The 15,936-nt window shown below is 58.0% G+C and carries 13 protein-coding genes; 9 read left to right on the forward strand and 4 right to left on the reverse strand.

The genetic code is table 11. The features are described from left to right. Positions 1–14: 14 nt before the first annotated feature. The 4 genes from IB246_RS19315 to yaaA all read right to left on the reverse strand — a co-directional run bounded on the left by IB246_RS19315 (position 15) and on the right by yaaA (position 5,774). Positions 15–1,184 carry an alginate biosynthesis protein Alg44 gene (locus tag IB246_RS19315; RefSeq protein ID WP_008044509.1) on the reverse strand — a complete coding sequence of 390 codons (1,170 nt, stop codon included), beginning with the start codon at positions 1,182–1,184 and terminating at the stop codon, positions 15–17. 36 nt (positions 1,185–1,220) lie between these two features. Beyond that, the gene (gene alg8 / locus IB246_RS19320; protein WP_404943251.1) at positions 1,221–2,702 is read right to left on the reverse strand and encodes a mannuronan synthase; all 1,482 of its coding nucleotides are present in this window, start codon (positions 2,700–2,702) and stop codon (positions 1,221–1,223) included. Positions 2,703–2,854: 152 nt separating this feature from the next. Continuing rightward, a complete protein-coding gene (locus IB246_RS19325; protein WP_008044520.1) occupies positions 2,855–4,171 on the reverse strand; it encodes a nucleotide sugar dehydrogenase in 1,317 nt (438 codons plus the stop codon). Positions 4,172–4,994: 823 nt separating this feature from the next. Beyond that, the gene (gene yaaA, locus IB246_RS19330; protein WP_008025377.1) at positions 4,995–5,774 is read right to left on the reverse strand and encodes a peroxide stress protein YaaA; all 780 of its coding nucleotides are present in this window, start codon (positions 5,772–5,774) and stop codon (positions 4,995–4,997) included. A 255-nt stretch (positions 5,775–6,029) separates the two neighbouring features. Here yaaA and IB246_RS19335 point away from each other — a divergent pair, with 255 nt between their 5' ends. From IB246_RS19335 to cyoB, 9 genes are all read left to right on the forward strand, one after another. Further along, positions 6,030–7,154 carry a polysaccharide deacetylase family protein gene (locus IB246_RS19335; RefSeq protein ID WP_032832874.1) on the forward strand — a complete coding sequence of 375 codons (1,125 nt, stop codon included), beginning with the start codon at positions 6,030–6,032 and terminating at the stop codon, positions 7,152–7,154. A 336-nt stretch (positions 7,155–7,490) separates the two neighbouring features. After that, positions 7,491–8,885, forward strand: a complete 1,395-nt coding sequence (locus IB246_RS19340) for a PhoH family protein (protein ID WP_008025381.1) — start codon at positions 7,491–7,493, stop codon at positions 8,883–8,885. Positions 8,886–9,124: 239 nt separating this feature from the next. After that, positions 9,125–9,598 (forward strand): cyclic pyranopterin monophosphate synthase MoaC, encoded by a 474-nt coding sequence (moaC, locus tag IB246_RS19345; RefSeq protein ID WP_008044525.1) that lies wholly within the window; start codon positions 9,125–9,127, stop codon positions 9,596–9,598. Then, entirely contained in the window at positions 9,595–9,837 is a 243-nt protein-coding gene (gene moaD, locus IB246_RS19350; protein ID WP_008025385.1) for a molybdopterin converting factor subunit 1, read from the forward strand. Before moaC ends, moaD begins: the two co-directional genes overlap by 4 nt. 3 nt (positions 9,838–9,840) lie before the next feature. Next, positions 9,841–10,293 carry a molybdopterin synthase catalytic subunit MoaE gene (moaE, locus tag IB246_RS19355; protein WP_008044526.1) on the forward strand — a complete coding sequence of 151 codons (453 nt, stop codon included), beginning with the start codon at positions 9,841–9,843 and terminating at the stop codon, positions 10,291–10,293. A gap of 311 nt (positions 10,294–10,604) precedes the next feature. After that, the gene (locus tag IB246_RS19360; protein ID WP_008044528.1) at positions 10,605–11,381 is read left to right on the forward strand and encodes an ABC transporter substrate-binding protein; all 777 of its coding nucleotides are present in this window, start codon (positions 10,605–10,607) and stop codon (positions 11,379–11,381) included. Positions 11,382–11,616: 235 nt separating this feature from the next. Next, positions 11,617–12,126, forward strand: a complete 510-nt coding sequence (locus IB246_RS19365; protein ID WP_032828589.1) for a disulfide bond formation protein B — start codon at positions 11,617–11,619, stop codon at positions 12,124–12,126. An 828-nt stretch (positions 12,127–12,954) separates the two neighbouring features. Continuing rightward, positions 12,955–13,899 carry a ubiquinol oxidase subunit II gene (gene cyoA / locus IB246_RS19370; protein WP_008025394.1) on the forward strand — a complete coding sequence of 315 codons (945 nt, stop codon included), beginning with the start codon at positions 12,955–12,957 and terminating at the stop codon, positions 13,897–13,899. Between the two features lie 3 nt (positions 13,900–13,902). Further along, complete coding sequence (cyoB, locus tag IB246_RS19375; RefSeq protein WP_008025397.1) at positions 13,903–15,933, forward strand: cytochrome o ubiquinol oxidase subunit I; 2,031 nt, start codon at positions 13,903–13,905, stop codon at positions 15,931–15,933. The last annotated feature ends 3 nt before the right edge of the window (positions 15,934–15,936 follow it).

The following is a 15,936-nucleotide window of genomic DNA, read 5'->3' on the forward strand; positions in this document are numbered from 1 at the left end:
GGCATGTCCTCGACTTAAAGACCGGAAGCCATGGCTTTATCGATCAGCCAGTTCAGGTTCGGGCCACGGTCGCTGTTCACTTCAACCGGGCGACCGGCGAACTTGCTGTCCAGCGGCTCGTCCGGCTGGATCAGCACGCGGATGTCGGACGACAGGTCGGCGCTTTTCAGGCTGGTGCTGCTGACGATCTTGCCGGTGCGGGTCTTGTCTTCGCCGGCAATCTGGAAGTTGACGTTGGTGCCTGGACGCACGTCGCCGAACTGGCGATAGGAGAAGCGCGCTTCAACGTTGGCTTCGCTGTTACGCGGCACCAGTTGGAAGATCACGTCGCCCTTGCTGGCGTACTGACCGTCGGCGACCAGTTGCTGGGCCACGGTGCAATCGCACGGCGAGGTCAGGGTGCCGGTCATTTGCTTGCCGAACAGTTCTTCAACCTTGGCCGGTTGCAGCTGATTGTCGTCAAGATGACCCTTGAGCACGTCGAGCATGCTGGTGCTGAACGTTGCCAGCGGAGCGCCTTTGGCCGCAACGCCGTCGGCCTTGATCAGGCTTTGCACGGTGCCGTCACGGGGCATGGTGATGCTCATGCCCGGCACGCTGACCAGACCGGCCTGTGCGTGGCTGACGAAGTACATGCCGTACACCGATTTGAAAATGAAACCGAACGCCGCCAGGCCGACGAGGAAAATCCCCAGGCTGAAGGTCACGGCACGCAGGCGACCGAACGCGGTCATGCCGTGGCCGCCATCCTTGACCTTGCGCGCTTTGGTGAAGTTGTCGCGCTGCAGGGTCGCCAGCACTTCACCCATGCTGACGATGTCGCCGGCCAGGTGCGAAGTGATCAGGTGGCGCAGGGTCGAGATGTCTTGCGGTTCCAGGTTCTGGAATTGGCAACCGGCACGGCCGGTCTGGCGGTCGAAGGAGCGCACTTGCATCTCTACGTCCATGGCCAGGCCGAGGTTATCGATGACGAACTGCAGGCGAGCCTTGTGCACGTCGCCGACCTTCAGCGGCAGCTGACCGGCGTTGAACGCCAGGCCGCCGGCGGAGAGGTCGAGGACCCGGGCTTCAACCGGCGTGCGGTCCGGGCCGAAGAAACGCAGCTTGGCCGGAATTTTCACTCGGGCGTGTTGGCGCTGGGCTTCGGATTCATGCACTACATTGGCGTTGACGGCGGTATTCATAGGGGCGATTTCCTGGTTAATTCAATAAGGGGGCGGTCAGACCATCATCAGCAGCACGGCGACAAAAATGCTGCCGGCGGAGAAGGTCATGGTCCGAGACGACCAGGTGTTGAACCAACGTTGAAAGCTGGCGAGATCACGGGTCAGGGAAGTGGGCTGGCGAGTCCAGGACTGTTGGTCGAGGCGGAAGAACACGTAGATTTTCACCAGCGCGCCGACGATCTGGTTGTAATAGAGAATCGCCGGGTAAGCCGGGCCGATCCGGTGACCGGAGCAGGACAGCAGCAGGGTCAGGATCAGGCGGGTGATGCCGATCCACAGCAGGTAAACGAGGATGAACGCGGTGCCGTACTTGAACGACGCGATGAGCGCGACGGTCAGGCCCAGCAAGGACGTCCACATCGATACACGCTGATCGAACAGCACCACCGAGGTGAACAGGCCGAGACGCTTCATCCCCAGGCCCAGGGCGCGGGAGTTCTGGCGCAGGTTGTTGCCGTACCAGCGGAACATCAGCTTGCGGCTGGCCTTGATGAAGCTTTTTTCCGGCGGGTGTTCCACGGTGTGGATCGCGGCGTCCGGCACGTAGAACGTGTCGTAGCCCAGGCGCATCAGGCTGAACCAGCTCGACTTGTCATCACCGGTAAGAAACTTGAAGCGACCCAGGCGCCAGTGTTGCAGCGAGTCGCTTTCCACATCGGCGATGAAGTCCGGGTTGGTCACGACCGTTGCGCGGAACACGGACATGCGGCCGGTCATGGTCAGCACGCGCTTGGACAAGGCCATCGAGCACATGTTGATGTGGCGCTGGGCGAAACGCAGCTTGTGCCACTCGCTCATGATGTAGCCGCCGCGCACTTCGCAGAATTCGTTGGTGGTCAGGCCGCCGACATTGCCGAACAGCTGGAACCACGGCACGGTCTTGAGCACGACGCCTTCGGCGAGCACGGTGTCGCCATCGATCACGGCCACCACGGCGCGGTCGTCCGGCAGGTGACGGGAGATGGCGCGGAAACCGTAGGCCAGGCCATCACGCTTGCCGGTGCCGGGAATGCGCACGAAGTCGAGCTTGACGCGCTCCGGTGGATTCATCTTGGTCCACAGGCTTTTCACCAGCTTCTCATCGGACATTTCCACGATGGAGCAGACCATGGTGGTCGGCAGGCCGCAGTCGATCGCTTCGCGGATCACCGAGGCGTAGACCTGGGCGGTGGTCAGCGCGTCGATACGGAAACTGGTGACCATCAAAAACACATGGGACGGGTCTGCCGCTTTACCCAGCTTGCGCACTTTGCGCCGCAGGTGCGGGTAGACCACGTACAGAAACAGCATGCCGCGCAGAAAGTGCGTGGCACCCATCGAGTAGCGCCAGATACCGACGATACCGATCAGGAAAATGAAGTCCTTCGACTCGGAGTCGAACGTGGACACAGGCAACGCCATGGCGATGCCCATCAAAAGACTTAAGTAAAACAGCCAACCGGCGGCCTGAAGTAGGCCGTGCTTTAGCCTGTGCATAATCTGCATCCGTCTCGATCTCGGGCGAGGCCCGAATGGGTTAAGGCAGGCGTAAAAACTGTAGGAGCGAGGCTTGCCCGCGAAGGCTGCCTGCCTGACACACCGGGGCGCCTGGTTCGCCGGCAAGCCTGGCTCCTACAGAGCGCGGCGTGTTACCAGCAGATGCCTTCGGTGCGGCCACTCACGCTGGTGGCTTTCGACATGAAGCCGACCAGGTCGATCACTTGCTTGCCGTGCGGAGCGTTCTGCGCCAGGGCGCGGAATTTCTCGTCACGGTTGCCGAGGATGATCACGTCGGAGTTGTTGATCACTTCGTCGAAGTCGGAGTTGAGCAAGGACGAGACGTGAGGAATCTTCGACTCGATGTAGTCCTTGTTCGCACCGTGAACGCGGGCGTATTCGACGTTGGCGTCGTAGATGCTCAGGTCGTAGCCTTTGCCGATCAGCATTTCTGCCAGATCAACCAGCGGGCTTTCGCGCAGGTCGTCGGTGCCGGCCTTGAAGCTCAGGCCCAGCAGGGCGACTTTGCGTTTGTCGTGGCTGGAAACGATGTCGAAGGCGTTCTGCACCTGGGATTCGTTGCTGCGCATCAGCGAGTTCAGCAGCGGTGATTCCACGTCCAGGGCGCCGGCGCGGTAGGTCAGGGCGCGCACGTCTTTGGGCAGGCACGAACCGCCGAAGGCGAAACCAGGGCGCATGTAGTACTGGGACAGGTTCAGTGTCTTGTCCTGGCAGACCACTTCCATCACTTCACGACCATCGACGCCGCACGCCTTGGCGATGTTGCCGATCTCGTTGGCGAAGGTCACCTTGGTGGCGTGCCACACGTTGCAGGTGTACTTGATCATCTCGGCAACGGCGATGTCCTTGCGGATGATCGGCGCGTCGAGTTCTTCGTACAGCGATTGCAGAACGTCGCCGGACGCCTTGTCGAATTCGCCGATGACGGTCATCGGTGGCAGGTCGTAGTCGGCGATCGCGGTGCTTTCGCGCAGGAACTCAGGGTTCACCGCCACACCGAAATCAACACCGGCTTTCTTGCCGGAGCAGTCTTCGAGAATCGGGATGACAACGTTTGCGACAGTGCCCGGCAAAACGGTGCTGCGAACCACGATGGTGTGGCGGGTGGTCTTGTCACGCAGGACAAAACCGATCTCGCGGCACACGGCTTCGATGTAGTTCAGTTCCAGGTCGCCGTTCTTCTTGCTCGGCGTGCCGACGCAGATCATCGACAGGTCGGTGTCGCGAATCGCTTCCGCGAAGTTGGTCGTACCGCGCAGTCGACCGGTCTCGATACCCTTGGCCAGCAGTTCGCCCAAACCTGGTTCAACAATCGGTGATTTACCGGCGTTGATCATATCGATCTTGTCTTTGGCGACATCGACGCCAACGACGTCATGGCCCCGTGCAGACAGGCAACCGGCACATACTGCACCGACGTAACCCAAACCAAATATGCTGATGCGCATCGCATTTACCTCTCGTTAACAAGACTGTGTTCAACAAGCCATTACATGGCCGGAATTAAGTGTGTTCAGCAGTTGTAGTGCGCTCGGAAGTGCGGCAGTCAGGCGCCACAATGCCGTGTACAGGCATACTAAGTTCCGAGTGTCTAAATAAGTGCACTCAAGGTGTGCGTAACCAGGCCTTATTATTATGACTTGCCCTGTTATGCAGCCGAGTCCTCTGGTCGAGGTCCTTCGTGCAAAGGTCTTGCGCGCTCAATGCCAGGCCGAAAGCCCGTAAATCAAGCGGTTTGGTGCTCAGGTGAGCACGTTTATAGGGGCGCTGCCTTGGCCGTGTAGGGGATAGTAGTGATGCGTTATCTCCTTTCCTTCAGATGTTGCCCAAATCAGGGATTATGTAGCCGAAGTTATTGTGACAACTTCGCTACGTGAATCTCTTCTCTGCGTAAGTTATCTCGTACATGTTCAGAGATAATGGTTACCGGTGGTATGAGCTACGCATTTGGACATAGTTCCAGTCCACCCATCGCGAATTCTGAAATTTCTTGAAATATTGAAAAAGATGGCACTGCTTTCATATTGATAGCAACGGCTGTTTCACCCTTGATACATAGGGTCGTCGTTGGATTGGATAGTTTTATGCCACTACGGATAATTTTTTTTAGTGCCACTACTGAAAAAAATCACGAAAGTCGAGTGAAACTAAAGTTAGGATTTTGATTGATTGAAAATTGGCGCCAAATAACTGGCGAAAAAGGCGGGGGATTGTTTGACTATTTGAAGGCGGTGCACGACGCTTTTGCGGTCGTGCACCGACCGGGTGCATTTACTCGGGGGCGTGATCGCGCAGGAACACCAGGTTGTCCGGTTTAGACTGCTCGGCACTGTACCGATAGCCCTGAACGTCAAACTGCTTGAGTGCGGCGGGGTCGTTGATGCGTTCTTCGATGACGAAGCGGCTCATCATGCCCCGGGCCTTTTTCGCGTAGAAGCTGATGATCTTGTACTGACCGTTTTTCAGGTCCTTGAACTCGGTATTGATGATGCGGGCATTCAGGGCGCTGCGTTTGACCGCCGAGAAATACTCGTTGGACGCCAGGTTCAGCAGCACATCATCGCCCTGATCGGCCAGGGCTTCGTTCAACCATTCGCTGATGCGCGTGCCCCAGAAGGCATACAGGTCCTTGCCACGGGCGTTGGGCAATTTGGTGCCCATTTCCAGACGGTACGGCTGCATCAGGTCCAGTGGACGCAACAGGCCATACAGGCCGGACAGCATGCGCAGATGCTGCTGGGCGTAATCGAAATCGGCTTCGCTGAAGGTTTGCGCGTTGAGACCGGTATAAACGTCACCCTTGAACGCCAGCAGGGCCTGTTTGGCGTTTTCAGGCGTGAACGCCGGGGTCCAGCTGCCGAAACGCGCGGCGTTGAGCCCGCCGATCTTATCGGAGACATGCATCAGCTCGCTGATCTGCGCCGGCGTCAGGTCGCGCAATTGCAGGATCAGCTCCTGGGAATGGTCGAGGTATTGCGGCTGGGTGAAGCGCTGGGTGGCCGGCGGTGTTTCGTAATCGAGGGTCTTGGCGGGGGAAATCACCATCAGCATGAAGTCGTCTCCTTTAATCGTGGGGCGATTCTAGGGGGTTGTCCGTGTTGACTCCAGCTATCAAGTCCATAGGTGATGATCGGTGGCCACGATCTCCTGTAGGAGCGAGGCTTGCCCGCGAAAGCGGTATGTCAGTCGGCATCATCGGTAACTGATACACCGCCTTCGCGGGCAAGCCTCGCTCCTACAGGAGATCGTGGCGCTAATGCCGGATCAGCTATAGTGCCGCGCGGGTTTTGTTCTGGAGACATCCCATTGCGTATCGTTTTTCTTTTTTCGGCGTGGCTGTTGAGTTTCGGTGCCATGGCGGCGCCGGGCGATGTGGCGACGCTCGATCGCAGCACCTGGCCTGAACAGCTCAGCAACCCGACGCTGTTCGATGTCGCCTCGCGGGCAGAGATTTTGATGTTCGCGCGCGTGCTGCTGGCCAGCGAGTCGCTGGATGATGCAAGCCTGGCCCAGCGCCTGGGCCTGCGCACGATCAATCCGGATTCGGTCAACCATCTGCGCCAGCGCATGTGGCAACGACTGCTGACCAACTACAACTTCGCTCAACAGAGCTGCGATCAGGACGCTTCCTGGTGTTATCTGGTGGAGGACATGGCCACCTTGCGCCAGCAAGCCGCCAAGTTTCAGGTCAGCGCCGACAGTTACTACATCAAGTGGTCCGAGCCGAGCCGGCTGTTCCATGCGCAGTACCTCGACGAGCAATTGCGCAAGGCTGCGCTGTTTCCGCAAACCAGCAGCGAAATCGATCGTTTTGGCGACTACGAGCGCAACGGCGAGCAAATGCATGACCGACTGTTCCTGTTGACCTTCGACAGCGCCGCCAATGCCGCGCCGGACAACACGGCATGGGTCACCGAGTACCTGCGCAAGGCCAACATGACGGGCACGTTTTTCGTCCTTGGCAAGGACATTCAGGCGCGTCTGAGCGATCGTTCCGTCGCCAACCTGCAGGCCACTTACTCGGCGCAGTGCATCGGCGTGCAAGGCTGGGAGTTTCGCTCCCACAGCTATTGGCAGGACTGGCAGGACTCGGTGCGGCGCAGCGCCGAACTGGTCAAAAGCAAATTGCCGGAGAACTATGTGCCGTTGTTTCGTCCGCCCGATGGTCAGCGCCGATCAGACGCGCAAGGCTTCTTCAGATCCCAGGGCCTGCAAGTGGCGCTGTGGGACATCGATGCCCAGGATGGCGCCGGCAAACTCAAGGCCAGTCAGAGCGCGCAGCGCGTGTTGACCCTGATGCTGTTGTGGCGGCATGGGGTGATCAATTTCAACATTAAACAGGATGGCGTGAAAACGGCGATGCCCTGGCTTGTCACGCAAACGGCGCTCAGCGGGATCGGTTGGGAAGATTGTCAGGATGCGTTTCGCTGAAAGCGGGAAAGCCCGTAAATATTGGGGCTAAGGCGATTTTGGAGGGAAATTCAGTGCAGGCGGACTTCCGACTTTAACGGCACATTGCCTGCAGGCCAAGGGCTATTCGTCACTCTGAAAAATAAACTTCAAAAAAGCGTCAAAGTGCTTTTTTCTGTCACATGTTTTGGAGTATTACGAAGACAGACCGCCGAAACCTGCAACACAGGTGGCGTCTCCCAAGACCCAGCTATGGATGCAGTTCACTTGAGTCCCCGCAGGTGAATTCGGCAGTCACTTCGAGGCGCAGCACCGCCAAGGTATTGCGTCGAATGGCTCCCACAAAGGTGACCGAGTATGGATGATCACGGACGTAGTTCTTCCTCCAACCAGCCAATCCTTTATGTACTCGATACCAACGTATTGATTCACGATCCAAACGCCCTGCTGAACTTCGAAGAACACCACGTCGCGATTCCGATGACCGTGCTTGAAGAGCTGGACAAGCTCAAAAGCGGGCATCACAGCGTGGCTGCGGAATGTCGTCAGGCGATTCGCCTGATCGACAAGACCCTGGGCGAAGCCAGCCCTGAAGACGTTGAGCTGGGGGTACCGATCCAGCGTGGCAAAAGTGGGCCCAAGGGTTTGCTGTCAATTCTGATGAGCAAACGTGCCGAACCGAACATCATTCTTCCCGAGCACCTGAACGACAACATCATCATCAACCAGTTGATCGACCTGCACGCGCGCGCGCCAAAGCTGCCCGTGGTGTTGGTCACCAAAGACATCAACATGCGCCTCAAGGCCCGTGCCTGCGGGATCGCGGCCGAGGACTACAGCACTGACCAACTGGTTGACGACGTTTCGCTGTTGCCCAACGGTTATCACAACATGGACGGCTCCTTCTGGGATCGCGTGAGTAATGTCGAAACCCGTCAGGACCACGGCCGCACCTGGCACCAGGTGAAGCTGACCGACAACCTGCCGGCGGTGCACATCAACGAGTTCATCATCGATGAGCAGGGCTTTGTCGGCTGGATCAAGGAGATCGACGAAGACAAGCTGCTGATTCTCGACCTGCATCAGGAACCCTTGTTGCACCAGGAAGCCTGGGGCCTGAAACCGCGTGACATCTATCAGAGCCTGGCGCTGTACGCCTTGCTTGATCCGGATATTCACCTGGTCAACCTGTCGGGTGCGGCCGGTTCCGGCAAAACCATCCTGGCACTGGCGGCGGCAATCGAGCAGACCATGGTCAGCAAGCGCTATCGCCGGATCATCGCGACGCGCAGCGTTCAGGGCCTGGACCAGGAGATCGGTTTCCTGCCCGGCACCGAAGCGGAAAAAATGGAGCCGTGGCTGGGCGCCATCACCGACAACCTCGAAGCCTTGCACATGGATGACGAAAACACCCATGGCAGCGTCGATTACATCCTCAGCAAAGTGCCGTTGCAGTTCAAATCCCTCAACTACATCCGGGGTCGCAGCTTCCAGCAGAGCCTGATTTTGATCGACGAATGCCAGAACCTCACGCCGCACCAGATGAAAACCATCATCACCCGTGCCGGCGCCGGTTCCAAAGTGGTGTGCCTGGGCAACCTGGCGCAGATCGACACCCCTTACCTGTCCGCGACCAGCTCCGGGCTGACCTACCTGACTGAACGTTTCAAGGATTTCCCCAACGGTGTGCACATCACCCTGCAAGGGGTGCCTCGTTCGATTCTGGCCGAATACGCCGAATCGCATCTGTAACCCTTCACCCAAACCGGGCGGCCCTCGCGGGTCGCCCGTCTTTTTTTATGCCCAACACAAATCCCCCTGTAGGAGCGAGCCTGCTCGCGATGGTGTGTCAGTCGACACCGGGGCGACTGACACACCATCGCCGGCAAGCCGGTCTCGCTCCTACAAGGGAATTGGGTGACCTGATAATCGCGGGTGCAGAAGATTGACCCACGGGTTTACAATCGGGGCTCTTGATCAGGAGTAACCCTGTGCTGACTCATCTCGATTCCCAAGGTCGCGCCAACATGGTCGACGTCACTGAAAAAGACGTAACGTTCCGTGAAGCCACCGCTCAAGCGCGGGTGCGCATGCTGCCCGAAACCCTGCAAATGATCGTCAGCGGCGGTCACCCCAAGGGTGATGTGTTCGCCGTAGCGCGCATCGCCGGCATTCAGGCTGCGAAAAAAACCAGCGATCTGATTCCTCTGTGCCATCCGTTGCTGCTCACCGGCGTCAAGGTCGAACTGAGTGCCGAAGGCGACGACACCGTGCGCATCGTCGCGAGCTGCAAGTTGTCCGGGCAGACCGGTGTCGAAATGGAAGCGCTGACCGCAGCCAGTGTCGCGGCGCTGACGATTTATGACATGTGCAAGGCCGTGGATCGTGGCATGACCATCGAGAGCGTGCGGTTGCTGGAGAAGCTCGGGGGCAAGAGCGGTCATTACCAGGCGGATCAGTCATGAACCTCACCGTGAAGTTTTTCGCTCGTTATAGAGAAGCACTGGGCGTTGACTCAGTGAAAGTTGAAGGTGATTTCGCCACCGTCGATGACGTTCGCGCACTGCTGGCCAAGCGTGACGGCGCCGATGTGTTGAGCGAGCAGAACCTGATGTGCGCCCGCAACGAAGACCTCTGCCAACTCGACGAGCCGGTAAGTGATGGCGATGAAGTGGCGTTCTTTCCGACCGTGACCGGGGGCTGAACCATGGCGATTCGCGTGCAGTCCACGGCGTTCGATCCGGGGGCGGAAGTCAACGCCATGCACGCCGCCAATGTCGGCGTCGGTGCGGTGGTGAGTTTTGTCGGTTACGTGCGCGACTTCAATGACGGGCTCGACGTGGCCGGGATGTTCCTGGAGCACTATCCGGGCATGACCGAAAAGGCTCTCGGCAAGATCGCCATCGAGGCCGAACAACGCTGGCCGTTGCTCAAGCTGGAAGTGCTGCACCGCATCGGCGCCCTTGAGCCGGGTGAGCCGATCGTCTTCGTCGGCGCCGCCAGCGCCCACCGCCAGGCCGCGTTCGATGCCTGCGCTTTTGTCATGGACTACCTGAAAACCCGCGCACCGTTCTGGAAAAAAGAGAACACCCGTGAAGGCGCGCGTTGGGTGGAAGGGCGTGACAGTGATCATGCGGCGGCGGATCGCTGGAAGCAGTAACCCCTGCGGCGCCTTCAAGTACGCCTTCGCGGGCAAGTCGAATCGTCGCACCGCTCGCTCCTACAGGATCGTGTCGTTCAGACATTACCAATCCCTGTAGGAGCGAGGCTTGCCCGCGAAGAGGCCATCTGCATCACCCAATACCTTCCTGACTCACCGCCCGACCACCGGACGGCACATCCGCGTTCCCCCCAATTGACGGCTCATACATAAAAGTCCAGTATGGAATTATAAGTACAAAAAATGCGTGCCCCCGTTTCTGCTCTTTCTTCTGTCTTGCCAAACCAACAACAACCCGCGAGAGAACGAACATGAAGAAATTCCCCCTCATCACCGGTCTGGCCCTGAGCCTGTTGGCGTGCAGCACTCTGTTTGCCGCCGAGAAAACCCTGCGCATCGGCATCGAGGCGGCTTACCCACCGTTCGCGTCGAAAACCGACAAAGGTGAAATCGTCGGTTTCGACTACGACATCGGCAATGCCCTCTGCGCGCAGATGCAGGTCAAGTGCGTCTGGGTCGAAGGTGAGTTCGACGGTCTGATTCCTTCCCTGAAAGTGAAGAAAATCGACATGGCGCTGTCGTCCATGACCATCAACGAAGACCGCAAGAAGTCGGTGGACTTCACCCACAAGTACTACTTCACCTCATCGCGCCTTGTAATGAAGGAAGGCGCGGTGGTGGATGATCAGTACGCCAGCCTCAAAGGCAAGACCGTCGGCGTGCAACGTGCGACCACCACGGACCGTTATGCCACCGAGGTGTTTGAACCCAAGGGCATCACTGTCAAGCGTTACGGCAACAACGAAGAGATCTACATGGACCTGGCGGCTGGTCGCCTCGACGCCATTTTCGCCGACACCATCCCGCTGAATGACTTCCTGTCGATGCCACGCGGCAAGGGATACGCCTTCGTCGGGCCAGAGCTCAAGGATCCGAAATACGTAGGCGAGGGCGCCGGGATTGCCGTGCGCAAGGGCAACACCGAATTGGTCAGCCAACTGAACACGGCCATCGACGGTATTCGCGCCAGCGGCGAGTATCAGAAGATTTCCGAGAAGTACTTCAAGTCTGATATCTACGGCGACTGAGCAGCCGCATCGCCAGCAGGCTGGCTCCCACTTTGGAATGCATTCAACTGTGGGAGCCAGCCTGCTGGCGATGCGATCGTGGGATCATGCAAATCTCTGGAAACTGATCGAATTTAATCCCTTCTTAACCACCTTATCGTTTATTCCCCGACATCTGTTCCACACGCCCCGGGCTCTCCAAGGTCCGGGCCAGCGTGTAGACTTCCGGTCAATCGATATCTAGAAGGGAAACGCAATGAGCGAGGAAACGATGCGGTTGGGCCGTGAGCGGCGCTACCTGGTGTTGCTGGGCATCATCTGTCTGGCGCTGATTGGCGGCGCGCTGTACATGCAGATCGTGTTGGGCGAGGCGCCATGCCCGCTGTGCATCCTGCAACGTTATGCCTTGTTGCTGATCGCGATCTTCGCGTTCATCGGCGCGGCAATGCGCACCCGCCGCAGCATCACGGTGTTTGAAACCCTGGTGGTGATCTGCGCCCTGGCAGGCGTCGGCGTAGCCGGGCATCACGTCTATACCCAGTTCTATCCGGCGGTCAGCTGCGGCATCGATGTGTTGCAACCGATTGTCGATGGTCTGCCGCTGGCGAAGATCTTCCCGCTGGGGTTCCAGGTCGACGGTTTCTGCTCCACGCCGTACCCGCCGATCCTCGGTCTGTCGCTCGCACAGTGGGCTTTGATTGCCTTTGTCCTGGTGGTGGTGTTGGTGCCATTGCTCACTTCGCGCAACCGCAAGGCACTGCGCTGAGGTCATTCGCGGTATCGCTGCGCAACACATGAAAACGCCCCGGCCCTCGTTGAGAGAGCCGGGGCGTTTTGCCATTCAGGGCTCGGGTAAAAAGACCTTGATGCGCGACAAGAACGGGTGCGGCGCATGTGCGACATGTTGTCACAGCGCGAGTGTCGCAAGGCGTTTCAGCGTGTCGGATTGGTATGCGTAGACGCAATGAAAATGGTCTTCTGATTTCGCAACAGGCTTTAGCGCTCTCAACCTGGAACAGGCAGTTTTAACAGGCCTTGGCAAATTGCCAGAGCCCTTGTCACATGGGGGCTAAGGCAGGGTAGAGGGCAGAGGCAGAGCTTTCGATACTGTCTGAACTGCGCGTGGTAGCCCTACTTATTTTGGTGTTTTTGTTGAGAATGAATTTCGATAAGATGCCGCACTTTTGCGAAAACCGTTAATGATTGTTGCTGGAATGGATAAAAATTATTTCGGGATGAGACATGGTTTATGAATCGTTACATATCTACAATCGCCCGCACTGAATTCCCGGCACTGCTCACCCTGCTTCAGGTGCTTGAGCAGCAATAGGGCGTCGAGGGGCCGGATGGCTTCATGCGACTCCTCTGGTGTCGGTGCCTTCCAACTATCCGCACCAAATGGAATTGGTCTGTAACAAGGCCTTTGACCACGAATTCGAATAAGAACTCACCGCTTGCCCAGGAATTGTCGAGCAGCGTCTGACGCGCGACGGGCGGCCCTTATTCAATCCAAGAAAATGCCAACCCTTGGCAGGGTGAAGTGTTGGCGATCAAAACCCAACTGCATTGCGCAAGCTGCTTTAGAGGTCGTGAGATGAGTAAAAACAGGTACCCCAGACTACTAGGCTTATTGCCGCTGATCGGCACGTTGTTGCTGTCAGGCTGCAACATGACCTTGCTCGATCCCAAGGGCCAGGTTGGCCTGGACGAGCGAAACCTGATCATCACCGCAACGCTGCTGATGCTGTTGGTCGTGGTTCCGGTCATCGTCATGACCTTCCTGTTCGCCTGGAAATACCGCGCGTCCAACACCGACGCCGTGTACACGCCGAAGTGGTCGCACTCCACCAAGATCGAAATCGCGGTGTGGGCTGTTCCAGTGCTGATCATCATTGCCCTGGGTTATGTCACTTACAAGTCGACCCACGCACTGGACCCTTACAAGCCGCTGGTCTCCGACGTCAAGCCAATCACCATTGAAGTGGTCGCGCTGGACTGGAAGTGGATGTTCATCTATCCGGAGCAAGGCATTGCCACCGTCAACAAGATCGTGTTCCCGGCGCACACGCCGATCAACTTCAAGGTGACTTCGGACTCCGTGATGAACTCGTTCTTCATCCCGGCGCTGGGCGGCCAGATCTACGCGATGGCCGGCATGCAGACCAAACTGCACCTGATCGCCAACCAGAACGCTGAAATGGACGGTATCTCCGCCAACTACAGCGGCGCGGGTTTCACCGGCATGAAGTTCAAAGCTATCGCCACTTCCCAGGAAGATTTCGACGCCTGGGTCAGCGAAGTCAAAAAGGCACCTAAACAGCTTGAAAAAGCTGAATACGAAGCCCTTTCCAAGCCAAGCCAGAACAACCCAGTCGAGCTCTACTCCTCGGTCACGCCGAACCTGTTCCAGATCATCGTCGACAAGTACGAAGGCATGAAACCAGGCAAGCCGATGCACCACGAGAAGAAAGAGCACGAAGTGGCCGCCATGGAAGGGATGGACATGAGTTCGCATTCAGCTGCCGGGGCAGAGGAGTAAACGATGTTTGGTAAATTAAGTTGGGAAGCGGTCCCGTTCCACGAGCCGATCGTGATGGTGACCATCGCCATGATCGCGCTCGGTGGTCTGGCGCTGTTCGCTGCAATCACCTACTTCAAGAAGTGGACTTACTTGTGGACCGAGTGGCTGACGTCGGTCGACCACAAGAAAATCGGCGTGATGTACATCATCGTCGCCATGGTCATGCTGCTGCGCGGTTTTGCCGACGCCATCATGATGCGTACCCAGCTGGCCATGGCCACCGAGGGTTCGCCTGGCTACCTGCCACCTGAACACTATGACCAGATCTTCACCGCTCACGGTGTGATCATGATCATCTTCATGGCGATGCCATTCTTCACCGGCCTGATGAACCTTGCAGTGCCGCTGCAGATCGGCGCCCGTGACGTTGCCTACCCGTTCCTGAACTCCCTGAGCTTCTGGTTGCTGGTATCCGGCGTAGTGCTGATCAACCTGTCCCTGGGCGTCGGCGAATTCGCCAAGACCGGCTGGGTTGCCTATCCACCGCTGTCGGGCCTGCAATACAGCCCTGGCGTGGGGATGGATTACTACATCTGGGCGCTACAGCTATCGGGTCTGGGTACGACGCTAACCGGGGTTAACTTCCTGGCGACCGTGCTGAAAATGCGTACCCCTGGCATGAAGCTGATGGACATGCCGATCTTCACCTGGACCTGCACCTGGGCCAACGTCCTGATCGTGGCCTCGTTCCCGATCCTGACCGCTACCCTGGCACTGCTGACGCTTGACCGTTACATGGATTTCCACATTTTCACCAATGAACTTGGTGGCAATCCGATGATGTACGTCAACCTGTTCTGGGCTTGGGGTCACCCCGAGGTTTACATCCTGATTCTGCCGGCGTTCGGGATCTTCTCCGAAGTCATTTCGACCTTCTCCGGCAAGCGTCTGTTCGGCCACCACTCGATGATCTACGCCTCGGGCGCGATCTCGATCCTGGGCTTCATGGTCTGGCTGCACCACTTCTTCACCATGGGTTCGGGTGCCAGCGTCAACGCCTTCTTCGGTCTGGCGACGATGCTGATTTCGATCCCGACGGGGGTGAAGCTATTCAACTGGCTGTTCACCATCTACCAGGGCCGTCTGCGTTTCACCAGCCAGGTTCTGTGGACCCTGGGCTTCATGGTGACCTTCGCCATCGGCGGCATGACCGGCGTATTGCTGGCCATTCCGGGTGCCGACTTCGTTCTGCACAACAGCCTGTTCGTGATCGCTCACTTCCACAACGTGATCATCGGCGGCGCGGTATTCGGTTACATCGCAGGCTTCGGCTTCTACTTCCCTAAAGCGTTCGGCTTCAAGCTGCACGAAGGTTGGGGCAAGGCAGCGTTCTGGTTCTGGATCACCGGCTTCTTCGTCGCGTTCATGCCGCTCTATGTACTGGGCTTCATGGGCATGACCCGTCGTCTGAACGCCACCACCAACCCTGAGTGGGTGCCGTACCTGTACGTCGCCATGTTCGGTGCGGTGATGATCGCCGTCGGCATCGCTTGCCAGCTGATTCAGCTGTACGTCAGCGTGCGTGACCGCAACAAGCCAGAAAACATGTGCGAACACGGCGACCCGTGGAATGCACACACCCTGGAATGGTCGACCTCGTCGCCACCACCGTTCTACAACTTCGCGGTCCTGCCAAAAGCGGAAACCATCGATCCGTTCACCGAAGCCAAGGAAAACGGTACTGCGTACAAGGCTCCGGCCAAGTACGAGCCGATCCACATGCCAAACAACACTGCGACCGGTGTGGTCATGGGTGCTCTGTTGACCGTGTTCGGTTTCGCGATGATCTGGCACATCTGGTGGTTGGCTGCATTCGGCCTGATCGGCACCGTGGTGTACTTCGTGATCCACGCTGCACGTGATGATCAAGGCTATATGGTGCCGGTCGACGTGATCGAGCGCATCGAAGCCGAGCAGCACAAGCGTCTGGTAGCGGCCGGGAAAGTTCCAGCCACCGCCACCCGTGTTGAAACCTCGTTGGAACAGGCTTAAACC

Source organism: Pseudomonas sp. PDM01 (assembly GCF_014852325.1).
Taxonomy (GTDB): Bacteria; Pseudomonadota; Gammaproteobacteria; order Pseudomonadales; family Pseudomonadaceae; genus Aquipseudomonas; species Aquipseudomonas migulae.

Bases quoted from the DNA above. Each gene is read 5' to 3' on its own strand.
- yaaA (WP_008025377.1), bottom strand. From the start codon at position 5,774: ATGCTGATGGTGATTTCCCCCGCCAAGACCCTCGATTACGAAACACCG.
- IB246_RS19315 (WP_008044509.1), bottom strand. From the start codon at position 1,184: ATGAATACCGCCGTCAACGCCAATGTAGTGCATGAATCCGAAGCCCAG.
- IB246_RS19325 (WP_008044520.1), bottom strand. From the start codon at position 4,171: ATGCGCATCAGCATATTTGGTTTGGGTTACGTCGGTGCAGTATGTGCC.
- cyoA (WP_008025394.1), top strand. From the start codon at position 12,955: ATGAGTAAAAACAGGTACCCCAGACTACTAGGCTTATTGCCGCTGATC.
- IB246_RS19365 (WP_032828589.1), top strand. From the start codon at position 11,617: ATGAGCGAGGAAACGATGCGGTTGGGCCGTGAGCGGCGCTACCTGGTG.
- moaD (WP_008025385.1), top strand. From the start codon at position 9,595: ATGAACCTCACCGTGAAGTTTTTCGCTCGTTATAGAGAAGCACTGGGC.
- alg8 (WP_404943251.1), bottom strand. From the start codon at position 2,702: ATGCACAGGCTAAAGCACGGCCTACTTCAGGCCGCCGGTTGGCTGTTT.
- IB246_RS19340 (WP_008025381.1), top strand. From the start codon at position 7,491: ATGGATGATCACGGACGTAGTTCTTCCTCCAACCAGCCAATCCTTTAT.
- cyoB (WP_008025397.1), top strand. From the start codon at position 13,903: ATGTTTGGTAAATTAAGTTGGGAAGCGGTCCCGTTCCACGAGCCGATC.
- moaE (WP_008044526.1), top strand. From the start codon at position 9,841: ATGGCGATTCGCGTGCAGTCCACGGCGTTCGATCCGGGGGCGGAAGTC.
- IB246_RS19360 (WP_008044528.1), top strand. From the start codon at position 10,605: ATGAAGAAATTCCCCCTCATCACCGGTCTGGCCCTGAGCCTGTTGGCG.